The 19,044-nt window shown below is 57.4% G+C and carries 16 protein-coding genes; 7 read left to right on the top strand and 9 right to left on the bottom strand.

What is annotated here, in order from left to right; translation table 11 throughout:
• Positions 1-404: 404 nt before the first annotated feature.
• From hxsC to hxsD, 3 genes are read right to left on the bottom strand one after another with little or no spacing between them, the layout of a single operon-like run.
• Positions 405-1,613: a His-Xaa-Ser system radical SAM maturase HxsC gene (gene hxsC, locus EK373_RS10865; protein WP_198683214.1), complete on the bottom strand. Its 1,209-nt coding sequence runs from the start codon at positions 1,611-1,613 to the stop codon at positions 405-407.
• Positions 1,607-3,079, bottom strand: coding sequence for a His-Xaa-Ser system radical SAM maturase HxsB (gene hxsB / locus EK373_RS10860; protein WP_198683213.1), 1,473 nt, complete (start codon positions 3,077-3,079; stop codon positions 1,607-1,609). Before hxsB ends, hxsC begins: the two co-directional genes overlap by 7 nt.
• Positions 3,080-3,373 carry a His-Xaa-Ser system protein HxsD gene (hxsD, locus tag EK373_RS34230; RefSeq protein ID WP_129642671.1) on the bottom strand — a complete coding sequence of 98 codons (294 nt, stop codon included), beginning with the start codon at positions 3,371-3,373 and terminating at the stop codon, positions 3,080-3,082. It lies immediately after the preceding gene.
• 182 nt (positions 3,374-3,555) lie between these two features.
• On the opposite strand from hxsD, the gene EK373_RS33045 reads away from it, so the two are divergent.
• A complete protein-coding gene (locus tag EK373_RS33045) occupies positions 3,556-3,861 on the top strand; it encodes a hypothetical protein (RefSeq protein WP_157994317.1) in 306 nt (101 codons plus the stop codon).
• Positions 3,862-3,902: 41 nt separating this feature from the next.
• Here EK373_RS33045 and EK373_RS10845 read toward each other — a convergent pair whose 3' ends face one another.
• Positions 3,903-4,697, bottom strand: coding sequence for a restriction endonuclease (locus EK373_RS10845; protein ID WP_129642669.1), 795 nt, complete (start codon positions 4,695-4,697; stop codon positions 3,903-3,905).
• A 486-nt stretch (positions 4,698-5,183) separates the two neighbouring features.
• On the opposite strand from EK373_RS10845, the gene EK373_RS10840 reads away from it, so the two are divergent.
• The 6 genes from EK373_RS10840 (at position 5,184) to EK373_RS33685 (ending at position 14,608) form a co-directional block, all read left to right on the top strand.
• Entirely contained in the window at positions 5,184-7,484 is a 2,301-nt protein-coding gene (locus EK373_RS10840; protein ID WP_129642668.1) for a tellurite resistance TerB family protein, read from the top strand.
• Positions 7,481-8,776: an ATP-binding protein gene (locus EK373_RS10835; RefSeq protein ID WP_129642667.1), complete on the top strand. Its 1,296-nt coding sequence runs from the start codon at positions 7,481-7,483 to the stop codon at positions 8,774-8,776. Before EK373_RS10840 ends, EK373_RS10835 begins: the two co-directional genes overlap by 4 nt.
• The gene (locus EK373_RS10830; RefSeq protein ID WP_129642666.1) at positions 8,748-10,979 is read left to right on the top strand and encodes a DEAD/DEAH box helicase; all 2,232 of its coding nucleotides are present in this window, start codon (positions 8,748-8,750) and stop codon (positions 10,977-10,979) included. Before EK373_RS10835 ends, EK373_RS10830 begins: the two co-directional genes overlap by 29 nt.
• Before the next feature lies 1 nt (position 10,980).
• Entirely contained in the window at positions 10,981-12,777 is a 1,797-nt protein-coding gene (locus EK373_RS10825) for an ATP-dependent nuclease (RefSeq protein WP_129642665.1), read from the top strand.
• A gap of 232 nt (positions 12,778-13,009) precedes the next feature.
• The gene (locus EK373_RS10820; protein WP_129642664.1) at positions 13,010-13,846 is read left to right on the top strand and encodes a hypothetical protein; all 837 of its coding nucleotides are present in this window, start codon (positions 13,010-13,012) and stop codon (positions 13,844-13,846) included.
• A gap of 396 nt (positions 13,847-14,242) precedes the next feature.
• The gene (locus EK373_RS33685) at positions 14,243-14,608 is read left to right on the top strand and encodes a helix-turn-helix transcriptional regulator (RefSeq protein ID WP_232831066.1); all 366 of its coding nucleotides are present in this window, start codon (positions 14,243-14,245) and stop codon (positions 14,606-14,608) included.
• Positions 14,609-14,759: 151 nt separating this feature from the next.
• On the opposite strand, the gene EK373_RS10810 is transcribed toward EK373_RS33685, so the two are convergent.
• From EK373_RS10810 to EK373_RS10790, 5 genes are all read right to left on the bottom strand, one after another.
• Positions 14,760-16,106: a tyrosine-type recombinase/integrase gene (locus EK373_RS10810; RefSeq protein WP_129642663.1), complete on the bottom strand. Its 1,347-nt coding sequence runs from the start codon at positions 16,104-16,106 to the stop codon at positions 14,760-14,762.
• 513 nt (positions 16,107-16,619) lie between these two features.
• Entirely contained in the window at positions 16,620-17,036 is a 417-nt protein-coding gene (locus EK373_RS10805) for a hypothetical protein (protein WP_129642662.1), read from the bottom strand.
• A 96-nt stretch (positions 17,037-17,132) separates the two neighbouring features.
• The gene (locus tag EK373_RS10800; protein ID WP_232831065.1) at positions 17,133-17,417 is read right to left on the bottom strand and encodes a type II toxin-antitoxin system CcdA family antitoxin; all 285 of its coding nucleotides are present in this window, start codon (positions 17,415-17,417) and stop codon (positions 17,133-17,135) included.
• The gene (locus EK373_RS10795; protein WP_198683212.1) at positions 17,414-18,319 is read right to left on the bottom strand and encodes a nucleotidyl transferase AbiEii/AbiGii toxin family protein; all 906 of its coding nucleotides are present in this window, start codon (positions 18,317-18,319) and stop codon (positions 17,414-17,416) included. Before EK373_RS10795 ends, EK373_RS10800 begins: the two co-directional genes overlap by 4 nt.
• Positions 18,316-18,912 carry a type IV toxin-antitoxin system AbiEi family antitoxin domain-containing protein gene (locus EK373_RS10790; RefSeq protein ID WP_129642661.1) on the bottom strand — a complete coding sequence of 199 codons (597 nt, stop codon included), beginning with the start codon at positions 18,910-18,912 and terminating at the stop codon, positions 18,316-18,318. The genes EK373_RS10795 and EK373_RS10790 overlap by 4 nt, the downstream gene beginning before the upstream one ends.
• Between the last annotated feature and the right edge of the window lie 132 nt (positions 18,913-19,044).

Below are 19,044 nucleotides of genomic sequence, written 5' to 3'. Positions count from 1 at the left end.
CATTGCTACCCAAGTGCTGCCGGTAGCAACGATCTTGCCTCGCCGCGCATGCATTTCCTCGCCCGCTTTGCGCCTACACTCCTCCACGGAATTCCTCGCTTCCCCGGATCCACGGACGCCACAAATATCAGCGGCGCACTTCCCGTGTCTCTTGGTGCTTGTGCTGCGATCGGCGCGGCGGGGTCCGGGACTCGGTCAAGGGAGCGTTCCGCCAGGAGGGTCACCGCTATCGAGGACGCAGCAGTAATGACAGCAACGAGCACGGCCTGTTTCGCTTGGATGCGAGTGATCTCGAGCTGCTTCTGTTCTGTCACACATCCTCTCTGAGCGCCTGGGGGCCTCCACGCCTACTAATCGATCCGAAACACCGGTGCCCAGCAAACGCACCTGAGACTCCCGGCGACCTATGTGAAGCTCTCTATGGACGCCAGACCACCAGCAAGGGCATCATCCCGCCGCCTCTGCGGTTTGATATGCGCACTGTACTTGAGCTTCGCAGAGCTAAAGAAGCCCCCACACTCCTGTCGCAAGTCGCACCCGTCGCACTCCGGCATATACTCGTTCTTCCAATCAGAGATGCTGCGAACCGCGAACCTCCGAATCTCGGGATCAAGCAAGCAGAGCTGATGGTTGTAGATGAGAGCTTTGACGCGCGCAGCGTGTAACGTGTGTACTGCATCGGCCAGCTCAGCTTGATAGTCCACCGGATCTATCCACAACTCGGATAGATTGGCCTTAGTGAAGCCCGTCATCTCCAGACCCATGAGCGCCACCTGGTCCACAAACTGCAGATTGCGCGCGATAAATCGGGCAAGCGCCGGCAATCTCGCGTAGGTAGCTGCGTGAACGACCACCCGAACCTCAACGCGAACGCCGCACCGTTTCAGGTTGAGAATCCCGCGGACGGTCTCGTCGAAGGCACCGTCGGCCTGCACCACATAGTCGTGCAACGACGCGATATCTGAGTAGAGCGGTATGCCGATCATCAAATCCGGATGATGCAACGCTGCGAGCGCCTGCGCGAGGCTCAGCTGCTTGAAGTTCCTTCCGTTGGAAAGGATGTGAACGCCGGTATGAGGGAGGTTCGACTTCAGAGAGCGCACCAAGTCAAACAGCCTGGCGCCCAGTAGGGTTGGCTCACCGCCGGTGATTCCTACCTCTCGAGTACCAGGATCAAATAGCGGAATGGCATCCAGCAGCTCATCGACGAGGTGAGAATCATCCACGTCCCTGGGCGGCTGAGAGCACATCAAGCAAAGGCTATTGCACCGCTCGGTGACCAGCAGGCTGTTGGTGCTCGCGTTTCGCCGATAAACCACACGTATATGGAGATCGGGCGTCAGCCGGATAACATCGCCATCCCCCAAGTAGAGCAGCGACGGATCAATTAGCAGCGCGCCGCATTGGTGATCCGAAGCGAATGGGCTATCAGGCCTGACAAGAACAACACCGAAACCCTTTGGAATGGAAGCCCAATCAACGGGCAGAAGCAGAGCCGCATTCTCTCGCAGCACCGCCGGGAGCTCCGCATCGGTTGTGACCCGAAAGGATCGTACGCGCTCCGGCCGCATCAACCCCAGCGGAATGTTCTGCTTTGCGGAGAGCGTCAACAATCGAAAGCCCACCTAAGCAGTATCGCCTTATCGGCCAGGCTGTCCTCCATCAATGCAATCAGATGTCGAAATATGGCCATATTGCGTGCGCAGTACCCGCTGAGAGCCTTATTTCCCATCATGTCGCGCTGTGTTGCATGGTGATAGACAGGATCCGCGCCACAGTACGGCACGAATGCGCACTCGGAGCACAGGGGCGCACCTTCCGCCACTCCCGCCTCCAGCGCGTCAAGCAATGTCGTCGACAGCATCATCTCTTCGTATGAGTTCACGCCCAGCCGGCCGAGTCGGAACGACTGATCGCCCATCTCTGCCAGCATTCGCGACTCATCACTTGCGTAGACCGCTCCGTCGTAGTTATAGACGATCGCGCTTATTCCCAGACCTGTCGGTGACTGAAGGTCAACATAGCCAGGGTTCTGCGGCGTCAGCATCTTTCTCAGAATGATCGCCGCATAAGTCTCGCGGATCGAGTAGCCATGCTTGTTCAGCTCGAGGATGTAGCTCAGCCCCTCTCGATAGAAAGACAGCCACCGCTCCGCGTCGTATTTATCGACCTGGCCCGTTGTGACAGCAAATCCGTAGGGACTCAGTGGCCGGAGGAAAATGCTACGGAAGCCCAGCCGCACATACTCGTCGATGATTTCCTTGACATACGGGAGGCTTCTTTCGGTCGTCGTCATCAGCGCCGACACGCGATCTCGGCCCAACCGATCTTGAATTCTTTTGATCCCACGGATTGTCAGCTCGTACCCATTCTTCCCTGGTTTTGGGCGATTGCGATCGTGAAGACTCGACGGCCCATCAAGAGACGTACTGAGATAGATGCCGTGCCGATCGCAGTAGTCCAGGATCTCGTCGGAAATCAAGCTCAGGTTCGAAGCAATGACGAACTGCAGGTTCCGCTTCTCCTGCACGTTGCGCGCCTCAGCCATTTCCACGACTGACTTGATCCGATCGAAGGCCAGCAGCGGCTCGCCGCCCTGGAACTCAATCTTGATCGCGGGCGCCGGGCTACGAAATGTCATTTCGACCGCAGCGGCTGCAGTGTCGTCGCTCATATCGTAAGCAGAGCGGTCCTCGGTCTGCCGCGAGACCTGGCAGTACGCGCACGTGTAGTCACAACGCAGCGTCACCACAAACATGTGCAGCGACGTAAACTGCGACACTCGCGCCAGCTTTGTCCGGTACTTCAACGCGAGCAGATCGAGGGCTACATCAGAGTCCGCATCTCGTATGAAATGGCGGCTCTTGAACTCATCGTACAGATCTGAGCCCTGCGGCACCCGGTGGTGGATCAGGTCGTTGAGCTGGTCGCGCTTGACTACCAGATACTCTCCGACCATGTTTGAAATGACATATCGCTCTTGATCGAGAGCGGTGAACCTGAGGGGCAATAGGCGGTACCCCGCCATCTCCACAGCCCGAAATGTTTCGACAGCTGAGAATCGCTTCGCGAGAGCCATCTAGGCTGAGATCAATTTGGAGTTGGAGAATGCGTGAGCGAGAATCAAGTTGCGCTCATTCTCCGTTTCTTTGGCAACTATCGCTCTGAGGTGCTGATCTAGCACCTCATTCCTGTACCTGCCTTCGAAATCGTCCGCGCGTAGGGCGTATGAGTCATTCAGAGGCGCGATCTCCACAGCGATCTTGGCCTCGGCAAGCCGGAAGTTGAAGCTACATACGTCCGTGAACTTCAAAGCAGCCCGCTGAAGCACCTCTACAGGGTAGATAGCTCGATCAAACTCGATGCTCAGCATGCAGGCTCCGTCCCACGCACAGTTGACTCCCGGCCGTGCTCGATTAACCCGCGTATGACTGATGCGAAGAGTGTGAGCTGTGGGATGCGTGCGACTCGTGGGATGCGTGAGACGAGTGCGACTGATGAGATGAATGCGAGCGGTGCGCTGTCATCACGGAATCCGTGCCTGAAGCGGGCTCGATGACAAAATCTTTTGCTTGGGGCTGCTCCGCCACGATCGGGGTCAACTGCGCCTTTGGATCAGCGGCAGCTCCGGCCGGTGACTGCGAAACAAGGATTGCGGCAGCAAGTGCCAGCGTGGAGGTTAGAAACGCTCTTTTCTTCTGTTCGCCCATGGTCACTCCCTGGTGCAAATGTTTTTCTGATATTCCGGCGCTTGTAAAGCTTACTCACAAGTCGCTGGGAGTCAATGACAGCCGCAACATTTCTAACGACCGGAGTGAAATGCTGGAGAACATCGCGACGCAGCAGACACCTTTTATGTAATGCACGAGCCGGCATGACCCGTTGACCAGTTCACTGGGTGCTCACGCCGGTTTCGTCCCGCGACATCGCGGATACGAACCGCAGCCCCAGAATGAGAGGCCAGCATGAGGCCCTCGTGTCGCCTTTCTTAACACCATAGCGCCTCCGCATAGCGCGCAAGCGGGATCCACAGTGGGAGACTCCCGCCTGCGTCTCGTTGGGTCCATGAAAGGTTCTGGCTCGCGGGCCAGCGCGATCATTTCAGCTAGTGCCGGACCGTCGATCAGTTCAATTTCGGATTTGCGCGCAAAATCACGCGCTTCATTCGTATACTCACCCGAGACAACGAAGAACCCACCGGAAGCATCGCTGGCCGCGATCACACCGTAGAGCTCCCGAATCGGCCTTACGCCGACTTTCGCTTGTTTCCACTGCTTGCATTGTACGTAGTACTTCGCGCCGTCCTTTCGGAGCACCAGATCAATACCGCCATCCTGGCCATCCACTGCATTCTCGATGACTACATAGCCGCGGCGGCGGAATGCCTCGCCAACGATCGATTCGAACTGGCGCCAGGAAAGCTGCCGCACCTGTTCGAGGCACGCGAGATCGTTGAACTTCCGCTTGATGACGAGAGCTCGGATGAAGCTGAGCAGGCCGATGAGCAAAAACAATCCTGCGAAGAGTGCAGCACTATTCTTCGACACCATGCCGATGCCGGCCATGTTCTGCTCGCCTGCGAAATAGTGAGGCAAAGCAAACGCAAACAAGGCATATACGGTTGCGGCGACAACCACACTGATCCACCACGGGAGCACCAAAAGCACGTCTGCCAGTGATTCACGTCGCTTCGACATGGACGGCCCCTCTGTAACGGTTGAGAGTTTATTGAGTCCTGTTGGAATAACTGTGAAACGGGTCGCCTAACGATGGCATCGAAGGTACAGAGCACGACCGGGCTGATACGATCACGTTGCCGTGGACGATATTCCATATCCCTGGTCGGCCGCGGCGACCTCGGCGAGATCGTGGCGGATCTTAGAGCACTCGCAGCATCACTGATCCGGTCACGCCAGGGGTGAAGCATCAAATTAGCAGCACCCACGCGAGTGAGACATCACCAGCAGCAATCGGTTGCCGACCGTCTCGTCTGTTTGAACCAGCGCGACTATTTCGCCCGATGTTGAGAAAACAGGTTTAGGCAACCTGTAAACCGGACCGACGCAGGACCATCGCAAGTCCTTGGATCCTCGGGTCATTCGCAATACACTCGAAAAGCGGCTCACTTACATGGGTGCAACCGAGCGGGACGGTTTGAGAAATAAGTAACGCAGAGCACGGATATGGCACGAAGAAGAAAAGGCGACTCAGGGGGAGCCGCAACGGTCGTCGTCGGCGCGATTGTCTTGGCGATTGCCACAATTCCTAAAGAACTCTGGGTAGTCATAGGAATCGTAGCCGCCGCAGCCCTAATTTTTTGGCTCATTTCCAAGAGCAAAAGCTCCTCCTCGTCACAATCTCAGGGCTATGCCCCCGACGCCCCAATGCGGCTCGACGCACTACAAACGTACCGTGGCACCCGCCCGGCGCCCCACCCACCAAAGGGACGCGCGATTCCAGCTTGTTGGATTCCCGCGAACCAGGCAACGACCATTGCCGGAACTACGGTCCGAGGCGGCATGCTGTATCTGGGATCTGATCTGCGTGCAGCCAACGGACAGGTCGACCCTGCCCTCATCGATCCACGCTACCCACTGTCAGCTGATGTGCCGGAACTTGCCACGCGACAGATGGACTATTGGCCAAGCTACACAGCCATCTCCGATTCCGCACGCCGAGCATATATTGAGTGGCTGGCGACCGGCCGAAGCGATCCGACAGCAGACATCGGCTACGTCTTCCTCTTTTTCTACGGCCTGGAGAGACGGGCCCTCGTCGACGCGGCGTCAGATCCGGCGGCCAAGGCAGACCTACCGGCGATCGAGGCCGAAGTTCGTCGACTCATCGCGATCTATGGGCAGAATCGCTCATTTCGGCGATATGCATCGTCGTTCATTGAGTTCCTAGCACCGCACCGCCTCGGAGACTCGCCTGGCGACCAACCACCTCCGCCATCCAGAGACTTCTCTGTAGAACTGCGGCTTGGCTTAGGCCGGATGGCAATGCGAGGAAAGCCCGTCCCGACATCGTGGGCCGTGGCCTGGGCACTCAGCGATCCTCGTCTAAAGCTTCCTAAAGCGCTTCAACGGTGCCCTCTGCAGTTCGAGACCCTTTTCGCGAAGCTCTATACAGAGCAATTCGGAGAGGGCATCAAGTTGCCCGTCAATCGCACGAAGATTCGGTTGAGTTATCGGCCGGCCTCCAGTGGCTTTGGTGGAAGTGAGCTCTCAGTCGATACAGACGGCATTCCCGATATAACTGCGGTCGTGGCACCGCTCAAGAAGCTAGAAGCCTTGATCGAGAAATGTGCTAGTGCCTTAGCACCCTACTCGCGATTCGTAGGGAAGAACCCCGCTCAGGCGACATCCCTCGAAGCAGCGCTATTACTTCCAAGAGCACTGTGGCCGGACGCTACGGCCGCCGCTATGCAGGGCCTCAACGAAAAGATTCAAGACGGCCTGCGAGTAATGACTATCGGAGAGCTAGTCTCCTCTCTCGGCGGCTCAGCCTCGCTGACGCGCGATCGTCTTCGCTCACTCGCCCACGCGCTCGAAGAGATCAACGTCGGTATCGAACCTGACATTCTCGGCGGCGCGCGAACTCCGAAGGCGGACGATCAAATCATTCTCTTCCGCTGCGCGCGAGAAGACGCAGCATTGCGGCAATCCGGCTCCTATCAAGCCGCCTCCGTCACGCTTGATCTGGCATGCAGTGTGGCGTCGGCAGACGGAAATCCTCACCCGAATGAATTGCGTCTCCTGATGAAGCAGATCGATAGTTGGGTGCAGCTATCCGAGCCCCAACGCAAACGACTCAGAGCGCGACTCCGAATGGCCATTGAGGCCCCGCCGTCTCTCGCAGCACTGAGGGGAAAACTCGACATTATCCCAGCAGACGCGAGACGCGCCCTTGCGCACCTGCTTTCGACCCTTGCGCAGGTTGATGGCACTGTATCCCCCGCCGAGGTGCGTCTGCTCGAACGCATCTACAAGGCGCTCGAGGTTGATGCGCAAGCACTGTACACCGACCTGCATATAGCAGCGGGGGCCCCTAGTGCAACCAATACTGCAGCCACCACTACGACTCCAAGCAGGCACGTGACCGGCGGCCTTTCACTGGACATGGCGCGCATCGAGGCGCTCCAGCGCGAGACCGAGCAAGTCGCAACTCTTCTTTCAAGTGTGTTCATCGACGCACCAGCCTCAGTTGAGTCCGAAGAGGAGCAGGATGAAATGAAGCCTGTCTCGGAGCCGACTCTCTTAGGGCTGGATCCCGAGCACAGCACGTTCCTTCGCCTACTACTGACCCGATCCTCGTGGCAGCGGCAAGATCTTGTTGATGCGGCGGCCGATATGGAGCTAATGCTCGACGGAGCGCTCGAGCGCATCAATGAAGCCTCCTTCGAACAATTCGATGAAGCTTTGATCGAAGGAGATGACCCAGTGGAGATTTCGCGCGACGTCTCGGAGAAACTCGCCGCATGACAAAGATCAAATCGAAGGAGCGGGATACCGTTGTCCAGGCTCTACGCGCTGGCGTCGTCCCGCGAACCGGCCAACATCTCATCCAAGTCGGACGAGCCCGCGAAATCGAAACGCTACTGCGGGATATCGAACGTATAGCAGATGGAGGCACAGGGTTCCGTCTTGTGATCGGAGAGTACGGTGCGGGTAAGACATTCTTCTTGAACTTGGTGCGCGCCATCGGCATGGAGAAGCGCCTTGTTACAGCGCACGCCGACCTAAATCCGGACCGTCGGCTGCAGGCATCCGGAGGTCAAGCACGTTCGCTGTATGCGGAACTGATGAAGAATTTCTCGACGCGGACCAAGTCGGATGGCGGGGCACTGCCGGGCGTTGTTGAGAAGTTCGTAGCGCAGGCGAAGACAGAATCGAAAACCTCGGGCAAAAGCACTGAAGACATCATTCGCGAGAAGCTGGCCAATTTGTCAGAGATGGTAGGAGGCTACGACTTTGCCGAGGTGGTAGCCGCTTACTGCCGAGGGTTCGAGGAAGGGAACGATCGACTTAAAGCAGATGCCATTCGATGGCTTCGCGGTGAATTCACAACCAAGACAGATGCCCGATCCGCGCTGGGAGTAAGGACGATCGTCGACGACGATGCATTCTACGATCAGCTGAAGCTGCTAGCGCGATTCGTGCGCCTTGCCGGATTCTCGGGACTACTCATCTGCCTCGATGAAATGGTGAACTTGTACAAACTCGCCAATGCTCAAGCACGCAATGCGAACTACGAGCAAATCCTTCGCATTCTGAATGATTCGCTGCAAGGCTCAGCAGAAGGGCTCGGCTTCATTCTAGGCGGCACACCCGAGTTCCTCTTGGACACTCGCCGCGGCCTTTACAGCTACTCTGCGCTGCAATCACGGTTGGCCGAGAATACGATCGCTGCCCGAGCTGGCATTCAAGACTTCTCGGGTCCGGTGCTCCGGCTAGCTAGCCTTACCAACGAGGACTTCTTTGTTCTCCTTCAAAAACTAAGACATGTCTATGCAAGCGGAGAGGAGGCGAACTACTTGGTACCAAATGAGGGCCTGGTTGCCTTCATGCAGCATGCATCCAAGAGACTCGGGGAAGCCTACTTTCGAACACCGAGAACCACTATCACGGCTTTCCTCAACCTCCTTGCAACGCTCGAACAACATCGCGACTCGAGCTGGCGCGAGTTGCTGGATGTCATCGAGGTAGATGAGGACACGGGTGGCGCGAGCGAAAGGGTGACTGAGGATGACGAGCTCGCGTCCTTCAAGCTCTGACGATTCTAGCTTCGACCTCCTTCATCCCAGCATTCAGCGCTGGGTGTGGTCAAAGGGCTGGACATCACTCAGGGATGCCCAAGAGCGGGCTATAAAGCCGATCCTCGAAGGTCAGCGGGATTTAATCATCGCTGCAGCCACTGCAGCTGGAAAAACAGAAGCCGCCTTTCTACCAATCCTAACGAGAATTGCAAACGCCGGCGAGGAGTCCGCACTCGCCATTTACACCAGTCCGCTAAAGGCGCTGATCAATGATCAGTGGGGGCGACTGGAGCAGCTCTGCGAATCCTTAGAAATTCCGGTCATTCCATGGCATGGCGACATCTCTCAAAGCAGGAAGCAGCGCTTTCTACGTCATCCGCGCGGTGTTCTTCTCATCACTCCCGAGTCTTTGGAAGCGATCTTCGTCAGGCGAGGCAGCGAGGCGCCGCGCCTCTTTGCGGAGGTCATGTATGTAGTTGTTGATGAGTTGCACGCATTCATTGGCACCGAGCGCGGCAAGCAGATGCAATCGTTACTCCATCGAATGGAGCATGCCGCAACCAAGCGCATACCACGGATAGGGCTTTCGGCGACGCTCGGAGACATGAATCTTGCAGCCGCATACCTGCGACCCGGCAGCCCCAGCAGCGTTGACCTGATCGTGTCGAAAGCGGGCAATCAAGATTTACGCGTGCAGGTGCGTGGCTATCTTTCCCCTGCCGTCATCGAAGACCCTGAAAACGACAGCGAGGGCGAAGACCGACTTCTCGGCGCCGAGTACGCCATTGCAGATCACCTCTACAATGTCCTGAGAGGATCTAACAACCTAGTATTCCCGAACTCGCGCAAGAAGGTGGAGTTCTATACAGATGCGCTAAGGCGCAAATGCGAGTCTGACTCTGTTCCCGTCGAGTTCTGGCCCCATCATGGCTGCCTCTCGCGCTCGATCCGAGAGGAAACTGAAAAAGCGCTTAAGGCCGGAGATCGGCCGGCCACCGCCGTTTGTACCACGACACTAGAGCTTGGCATCGACATCGGCGCCGTCAAAACTGTAGCGCAAATTGGGCCCGGCCCCTCCGTCGCGTCCATTCGTCAGCGCCTTGGTCGGTCCGGGCGGCGTCCCGGCGAGCCCGCGATACTCCGGTCGTACAACATTGAGCAATCTTTGACCGACCGGTCCTCTTTCTCAGATCGACTTCGAGAGTCGCTGGTGCAGTCGATCGCGATGATTCGCCTGCTGCTGCGCGGCTGGTACGAGCCACCGAACGCGGCTGGCTTGCATCTATCAACTCTGGTCCAACAAATTCTATCGGTTATTGCTGAGCGCGGCGGCGCACATGCCGGGCCGCTCTACAGATTGTTCGTCTTGGAAGGACCTTTTGGCGGCCTGACGCAGCCAGAGTTCGGCGAACTACTACGCGGCCTTGGGCTAAAAGACCTAATTACCCAGGATCGCACCGGCCTCCTGCTTCTCGGCCAAACAGGTGAGCAACTGGTCGGAAGTCACGATTTCTATGCAGCTTTCACTTCTGAGGACGAGTGGCAGATCGTGTGCCAAGGACAGACCATAGGCACCCTACCGATAAGTTCTCCGATATTCGTTGGAATGAGGCTCATCTTTGCCGGCCGTCGATGGCTAGCCACCTCTGTTGAAGATGAAGCTCTTATTGTATGTGTTGTCGCAGATCCCGGCGGCATGCCTCCATCGTTCGGCGGAAGCAGAGCAAGCACGCACGATGTAGTTCGCTCGGAGATGCGAAGTGTTCTCGCAACAGCTGACCAAGTCGGTTTCCTCGACCAAACCGCGAACGCACTACTCGCAGAAGCGCGGCGCCAATACGCAGACCTCAATCTATCCAGCGAGATCGTGCTAAGGAGCGGGGAGGCGATTTCGCTTTTCACATGGCGAGGCGACCCTACGAATGACGCGCTAGTGCTGATACTTCGTGGCCTTGGGATCGAACGAGTGGAGAACGAAGGCATTTACCTGATAGTCGAGAAGTACGGAATCGACAGATTGCATGACGCACTCACGGACATTGCAGAGCTTACCGATGTCGACTACATGCGCCTACTGACGGACGTCTTCAACATGCGCAGGAGTAAATGGGACTGGGCGCTGCCCGATTCGTTGCTCAAGCAATCGTTCGCTTCATTGCATCTATCATTCAGCGGGGCACGAACGGCTGCCCGTGAGCTCGTATCAGGAACGCGGAGGTGACATGCGATTAGCGAGATTCCGAATCCAAAACTATCGATCGATTCGCGATTCCGGCGATATTCGCATCGAATCACTGCAAGCTCTCGTGGGAGAGAACAACTCAGGAAAGAGCAACTGCCTTCGCGCCCTCCACTGCTTTCTGACCAGCGGCTCAGGCGGAATGGAAATCCGGGATTTTAATGACCGCGATTCGCCTTGTGTGATCGAGTGCGAATTTGGCAGCCTCAATGAAGAAGAAGCCAAGCGCCTCCGTCCTTACCTAATCGGTGACAAGATCATTCTCCGAAAGGAGCTACGAATTCACGACGACGAAGCTAAGGACCGCAAATCAGTGAAGGCGGAGTATCACGGATATCAAGCTGAACCTCGTAGTCCTTGGCTCTCGATCGCGAAGATGGAGGCTGAAAACGCTCGCCCCAAGTGGCAGGAGGTCGCCGCGGAGCATGGCCTTATTGACTACGTTCAAACGCCAGAAGGAAAGGTCACTAAGACCAGCTACAAGGCTGGACTCGAGCGATATCTCTCCGAACACAACGTGGAATACGACGAGCCACAGCTTGGTACGACGCATGCGCTGGGCATTCCTCAGAACCTTCTTTCCGCGTTGCCGGAGTTATACCTGCTTCCCGCGATTACCGACTATTCCGAGGAGATCGATCGGCGCTCGTCGAGCACGGTATTCAGGCGCCTTATGGCAGATCTTTCAGATCGAATTATGAGCGCGGACCCGAGGCACAAGGAATTGGAAGAGGCGCTCGGCCGTGTGCACGCGTTACTGAACTGTGTTGGTGATGATGGAGGGACCAAACGGTTGGAAGCATTGGGCGGTGTTGAGACATCTCTTCGCGACGTGATGAAGAAGCTCATGCCAAGCGTTTCCTCCATTAGACTTGAAGTTCAGGTAGATGCCTCGAAGGACATCTTCGCACGCGGAGTGACCATTCGAATCGACGACGGGGTTCTAACGGACGTTGTCGATAAGGGGCACGGAATGCAACGAAGCGTGGTGTTCTCGCTGCTGCAAATGCTAATCAGCTCAGCGCATCAGCGGTCGGTGGGTGATCGCAGACCGATCATCCTCGCGATTGAAGAACCAGAGCTCTACATTCACCCTCACTGCCAGCGGCTGATTTTCCGCGTCCTTCGGGAGTTCGCCGGCGTTGGCGACGACGATGCCGAACCGACCGGCGATGACCAGGTGATCTACACCACTCATTCACCAGCCTTTATTGAGGTCTGGAACTATCAGCGCATCGGCCTTGTTCGAAAGCCCGATCTTCCCACCGGCACTGTGATCACTCAGGCCGCCCGTGGAATTCTCGGCAATCCGGATGAGCGAAAGGTCTTCAAGATGCTCACGTGTTTCGGGCTCAAGCACAACGAGGTTTTCTTTGCCCGGGAGGCCATCCTCGTCGAAGGGCCGGAAGACGACGTTGGGGTAATAGCCACCGCCAGGAAACTTGGCAAGATCAATGAGCTGCCGGATGAGATCGGCGTCTCCGTTGTGGTTACTGGTAGCAAAGGCGAGATCCCGAAGTTTCAACGGATACTCAACGCCTTCGGCCTGAAATACGCGGTCATGCTCGAGCTAGACGGAAAGGACGAAGATCACCCCCAGAACGCTCCGATTCTCAACGAACTGAACGGGAACCGCGTAGCTAAAATTCCTAGCAAGCTCGAAACACTGTTGGGGTTGGAGAAGCACTTTGATGACCAGCGGCACGCCAGGCAATTCTTCTCTGACTCGAACAACATCAATAACGACATGGAGTCTGTGGTCGCACAGCTCCTGCCTTGACGGTTGCACGAGTAGGGTCAAATTGCAGGAACTCGTCAGCTGGACCCATACTGACCTTACCGCTGTAACGGGAACGCAAAGCGGATGGGGTGAGGCCAGCGAAACTGATCTCACCCGCAGTACCGAACAACTGCGCCGCGTTGGTCGGCGAGGAAGTTGAGGAGGACCCGTCCTCTACGATCAATTGGTTCTGCTCTTCAACAACGGAGAATGTTTATGCCAAAGATAGTTCATGAACCTCTACTCAAGCAGTCACAAGCCACGTAGCCATGCCCGACCATCCCGATTTTCTCCGCTCACCCAAGAACGTTTCGGTGCTGATCCGCGCAGCTCAGGATTCGAGATTCTTGGACCGCAGGGTTTCCGGCCGAAAGCACTGCAGGATCAGCACCAGGCGGTCGCCGAGGTCACCCTTCACCCTGGAGTTCCGTCCGCGGTCGTTGCCAGTTTCGAGACCGCCAAGAACCTGAACCTCTTCTCGTGGTTTGTGTATCGGTTTCATTCAGCCGCTCGAAGTCACGCATATCAGAGTCTCGAGCTCGCGCTCAAGATTCGCTTCAAGGATGACCTTTACGCGCAGGAAGAGCGGAAGCGCCGATCATTGTACGAGAGCAAGATCAAAGGCGATCAGCAGAATGCCAAGCCGTATCAGCCGCTGGACAAGGAGAAGTTCCGCCCGATGCTGCATGCACTCCTGGGATTCGCGATTGAAATCGGCGCTGTGAAGAACGAGAACTTCAGCGCCTGGCGGCTAAAGGCCCGACTTCGAGCGCAATCCCGGAGGAGCATTGAGACAATTGATAAAATGAAGGCCTTGGGCCTCTCGGAACTCGAGATCGACGACTCGCAGCTCGAGATCAACGACAAAGATCGCGATCACGACTATGTCGGACAGGTTCTCAAGAACATTCCTTTTCTGAGAAACGAGCACGCGCACGGCACAACCGCGCTGGATAACCAATCGCTGAGCGCACGACGCCTGGTGGCGGAGATCATCAACCAGATTTTTCCCGACGCTGCGCAATTCATCGACAGGGACTCCGCCGCCGCGGCGTCCAATCCCGATTGAGCCGATTCGGATCGAATCCCGTCGAATCGAACACACCGCCTGCTGCTTCCGGCCACCTCGATGGCACCCGGCCCCGAAAGGACCGCTGTCGCGACACTCACCTGAGCCCTTGCAATCGCACTCCGACGGAGCTAACACACCCTCTGTTTTTATCAATTCTCGTCAATTTCTCCGCCTGACATTCCCTGGCGGATGGGGAATGATCTTGTTCGGGTGAATGGTCCCCAAGCTGAACTACGCCTGTACAAAGGCGGCGAAACTCGAGCCAAATGCCGATCCAATACGCCGAATTTTCCGCGAAACTCCCCCTGGGCTTTTCCTGACCACTGAGGAATGCTGTGCATGGGTGGAACGTCGCCCCCGTTGATCATCGCAATCACATCAGGAGTAACGATCATGAACTCGTATTCGTCCCGATCGCTCCGTGCGATACCCACTGCACCCGCGGCTACGCGCCTGGCCGGCACGGCTGGGCACGGCGAGAGCCACGCGCTCGCCGGCCGTGCGATCGCGTCAGTTCCTCCGGCACAATCGCAAGTACCGCACGATGTACAGCCGACGACACCGATCCGCATGCTCCGGCTCTCTCAAGTCGCAGCGATCACCGGCTTGAGCAAAACCAAGATCTATCAACTGCAGATTCAGGGCGACTTTCCAATGCGAGTGCAGCTATCTCCCAGACGTGTCGCATGGGTGGAGTCGGAGGTGCAGGCCTGGCTTGCCGCACGCATCACATCCAGCACGCCTCTGATTGAACGCTGACTCGGTCCCTCCGTCATGACCCGTCAGCTTCAGCGCTCGGCAGCGCCGCGTCGTTGCGGCCTCCGAGCGGTCTTTTACTCCCCGACCGGATTGCGCCGCTGACGCCCAGGAGATGCTACTCTGGGCCATTAGCGCCGCGAGCATGCTCCTCCTACGCCGCTTCGGTCGGCTCCACGATCACATAGGCGTTCGCGTCCGACTCACGCCATAGGCTCGCAGCATCAAACTCAGCGCCGATAAGATCCTCCGCCCAGCGCTCGAGCACTTCGCGCATCTCCTTCACATAGCCATATCGGTTGTAGATCGCCGTGACGCTGCCATCGGCGTGGCCCAGAACTCGCTTTATCAACTGCTCACCACCAACACCCAACTGCTCCGCAATCCGAGTCGCGACGGTGCGTCGCAAGTCGTGCGGAGTCCACGGCACCAAACCTCGCTCGCCGGACACCGCCGTCACGGCCTGCATCATTCTGCTGTGCCCCTTCGACCATCCAGACACCGGCGCGAGACCGTCGGTGCCGCTGAAGACGAAGTCGCCCTGTCGTCCAGCGTAGTTCGCCAAAGTGTGTTCGAGTATCTGAACCGCGACCGGCACGAGCGGCACCACATGCACGTGGTCGCTTTTGTATGCCTGCGCTGGAATGACCAGCAGGGACTGCTTGAGGTCAATATACGACTGCCGACATCGCGCCCACTCGCCCGGTCGGCAACCCGTTAGCATGATCAGGCGATAGAGCGGACCGAACGGATAGCCGAGGGTCCCAGCGGCTTGCCAGACGACCTGCGCTTCCTCCAGAGACAGCACGCGCTCCTTCTTCCTCTTCTTTGGCAGGTTGTCCTCCATTCCCGAAACTGGATTGTCCGCGCGCTTCAGCAGCCGCTCACGAATGCCCCAGTTGATCATCTTACGAAGGACAGCAACTACGCTTCTCGCTGCTTCGATGCCACCGCGACGGCGCGTCTTTCCTTCACGAGTTGAAGGCACCTTAACCATGGCCTTCTTCATGAGGTCGCGCACCTGGTCGCGAGTGAGCATGTCGGCCACCACCCGGCCCACTCCTTCTATGATGTGAGTCCGGATGGCCATCTCATATCTGGTCCCAGCGCGAAGTCGCTTGAGATGGACGTAGTCGGTAAGGAATCTTTCAGCTAGACCTTCAACAGTGAGCCGCCCGGTCGCTACCCGCTCGAGCGCTTCAACCGGACTCTCACCGCGCCGCGCCTGATCGATAAACGTGTTGGCCTTTGCTCGGGCAGCGTGCAACGAGACCTGCGGGTACGAGCCGAGTGTTAGCCGTCGCTTCGGGCCCATCAGCCCGTGACCCCGATCGGTGATGCCACCTTCGCCGAATACGCGGATCATCAACGACCATGTCGCGCCCCGCGTTTTTCCAATTCGCAGTGTGAGTCCAGGCACTGCGCCGTCAGGCAACTCGACGCGGCCGGCCCGTGGTTTGGCCAATAGTGCGCGTATCCCTACGTCTGTGAGCTTGTTCATAAGCCACCTCGCTCCTGGGGTGTCACCTCAAATTCGTGGGTGCCAGCCTCGATTTGCGGGTTTTCAAACCACCGCTCCGGGGTGCCACCACAGGGTGATACTTTGCTCGTCTCTGCCTGAGAAAGCGAGCACGTCCGTGAACTACGAAAGACGCGCAATGCCTATATTTATAGTCTTTGCGGCACTTCCTCACGTTCCCTTAGAAACGCCGGAAGAAAATTCGGGACACATAGCACTTCTATAGAAGCCTGCGAAGTAAGCTTCAAACGTATCGATCGTTAGTTCATATCTTTCGAAGGAAGTACTTATCAGGAATGGCCAGCAGCGCAAGAATATCGCTTGCGCGCAAGACGAAAGACCCATCGTTCAGTTGCCACGGCAACGGCAAAGCGACCGCACGGGATCCTACAGCGCACGGGACCTGCGAGAGTGCGTGCATCAACGTCGCGTTTGATGGCGCCGCAGAAAGAACCCGGGAAGCTATCGCAAACTTTGCAGTGAACTCAGCGAGGCTTAGGCGCTCGTCACGCCTTTGCTAGTCTCCCGCCTCTCACGTAAGACCTCTAAGGCAAGTAAGCCGAAGGACTTTCCTGTGCCCGGCCGATGCGCACTCACGGGGATTCCTGCGGTTTCATCCCGCCATTGCTCAAGATGGAGCTCCGCGTTATTACGAGGGATAAGGGCTGCGAACCTGAAGAACTTCTCCTGGTCGGTCAACCACAGACCGCTGTACAGATCGCCATCTTGTTCCGAGACTTGACTGACCTCCACGAGAATCCCATGCAGCGGCGACATCGACTTCGCATGCAAGATTTCGATCAGCCACGAGAAGTGCAGAGGTTCTGCTTCGAATGTTGAGGCGAGAGTAAAGATTCGATCCTTCGTTTCTCGATTCTGCTCTTGAACGTTTCGCCGACCGATTGCCGCCATGCTAATTCCCCGAAAGGCTAACCTGCCGCGTGCTCAGACATTTGGATATACCGCCGTCTCCACGAATTCTTGTTCTTACACACAGTGAACTGCGCATCAGAAGCTCCGACTGCCCTCCGAGAACACACCATGCTTCTCGACATGTTCGTTATAGGCAGCGATGGATTCGCGATTTTCTTCACGCCATTGGCGATCCTGCGCGTCCCGCAATTGCTCGATCAATGCCTGCTCAAGGATGGCAGACAGATTGATTTTCGAAGCGCGGGCAGCATCGAGCAGGTCGCGGCGAATATCGTCATTAGTGGCGCTCTTCTGCAGAGCACAGGCGGAGCCGACATTCCTCCGCCTGTCTCGCATAGGCCGTGCCGGGCTGCGCGTCATTGGCCGCGTCGCTCACGCCACTGCCGCTGATCCGGATCCCAGATGCCAAGACCTGCCTGATCAGCAATGACCGGATCGGCAAACGAGATTACGCGGTCCAGCACAGCAGCGAACTCTGTTGGTATGGTTGTCTCAAGTCTCTGCTTTCGCAGCCACGCACTCCACCGTGCCTGGCCGAGTTCGGAGTATCCAATTAATACGGCAGCCAATGGCGCGAGAGCAAGCTTCCGATGCTGTGCTACACGATCAAGAGATGCTCGGAAGGTTGCTCCATCCACTGGATGCCGCATGGCCAGGGCATATACGTCCACGAAGTCGCGCCATCGAGTGTTGGCAGTGCCTCTAGCAATCGCTGTTGCAACTTTCTCGGCGAGCACCATCTCCAACGGATATCCGCGCACCTGCAGAGCACCATCTAGCAACCGCGGCAGGTTGACGTGCTGCGGCTCTGGCCAGATTGGATCGCCAACGTTCACATCCACGTGGAGCCGAACCGTAGCCCGTGACAGCGTTCCGCCGAGCGTCACGCGTATGCCGCTGTAATCGTCTTCTTCTCTAATCGACTCGGCGGTCGCCTGCTCGGGGTCGAACGCAATACCATCGGCCAGCGCGATGCCAGCAATCTTGCGAACAACATTCAGTATTTCGGCCTCCGTGTTTCGGAGCGCAGTCGCCGCCAGGTCGATGTCTCTTGTTGGGCGGCGGGCGTCGAGAGCTGCGAGTAGCACGCCGCCTTTGAGGACGAGTTTCTGCCCATACTCGGACCGCGTCAGGCGATCGAGAAAGCACTCGAGCGCGTATAGCTGTATGAGTTCATCTGTTGGCCGCCCGGTTTGTCGCGCTTTGCGCTGGAGATCAAGATAGCGTGCACCGGCAACTGACGTGCGATCCACGGGACTCATAGAACGACTTCCAATGCGGATCGGACAGCTTTCTCCGCGCCTCGAAAGTGTTTCGCCATCGCGAGAAGCGCAGCAGGCTTCGAACCTTTCCGCGCAATCCAGCGACGGAGCGCGTTCCACGCGACATCTGCCCCTTCCTGATGTCGCAGTCGAATGACGTCGACGAGCGTGCGCTCCGGAGAGTAGATGCCGATAGAAAGTCCATCGCCGATACTGAGTTCATCTCGACCCAGCTCGAATGTCTCCCGGGCGAAGACATGAACTTGGATCGTCTCGCGCAGCGCTGGGGTGCGACTGCCTCGAGGTAATGCAATGTCGATGCGCGGCGGAATGATGTCCGTCAGTCCGTGGCGAGCAAGCGCAGTGACCAAGCAAAGCGTGCCTCGGGGCGCCCGATGGGCAATCTCCAATAGATCCTGATCGACCTGGGGTGCATCAGCCCAGCGATACAGCCCGCGGGCGACCTGATCGATGAGCCCTTGAGAACGATAGGCATAGAGCCGCTCGGCCGAGATACCTGCGGCCCTGGCTTGCGTGTAGGTGAAGGCCGGCGGCAAGGCCTTTCGCCCTGGAATGGTTGCTTTACGGCTCATCCGATGAAATCGTACACAGGAAACCGCATCCTGTCTACGATTTCATCGGGACCCGATCCCACAGGAGGCCGACGATGTCAGCAGCAGAGTCCAGCCAGTTCCCGGGGCATCTGACAACTGATCCTGCTCTTC

Origin of the sequence: Peristeroidobacter agariperforans (genome assembly GCF_004138335.1) — a bacterium.
Lineage (GTDB): Bacteria > Pseudomonadota > Gammaproteobacteria > Steroidobacterales > Steroidobacteraceae > Steroidobacter > Steroidobacter agariperforans.
Note: the sequence above shows the minus strand (reverse complement) of the source record. Positions and strands in the feature narration are given on the sequence as shown.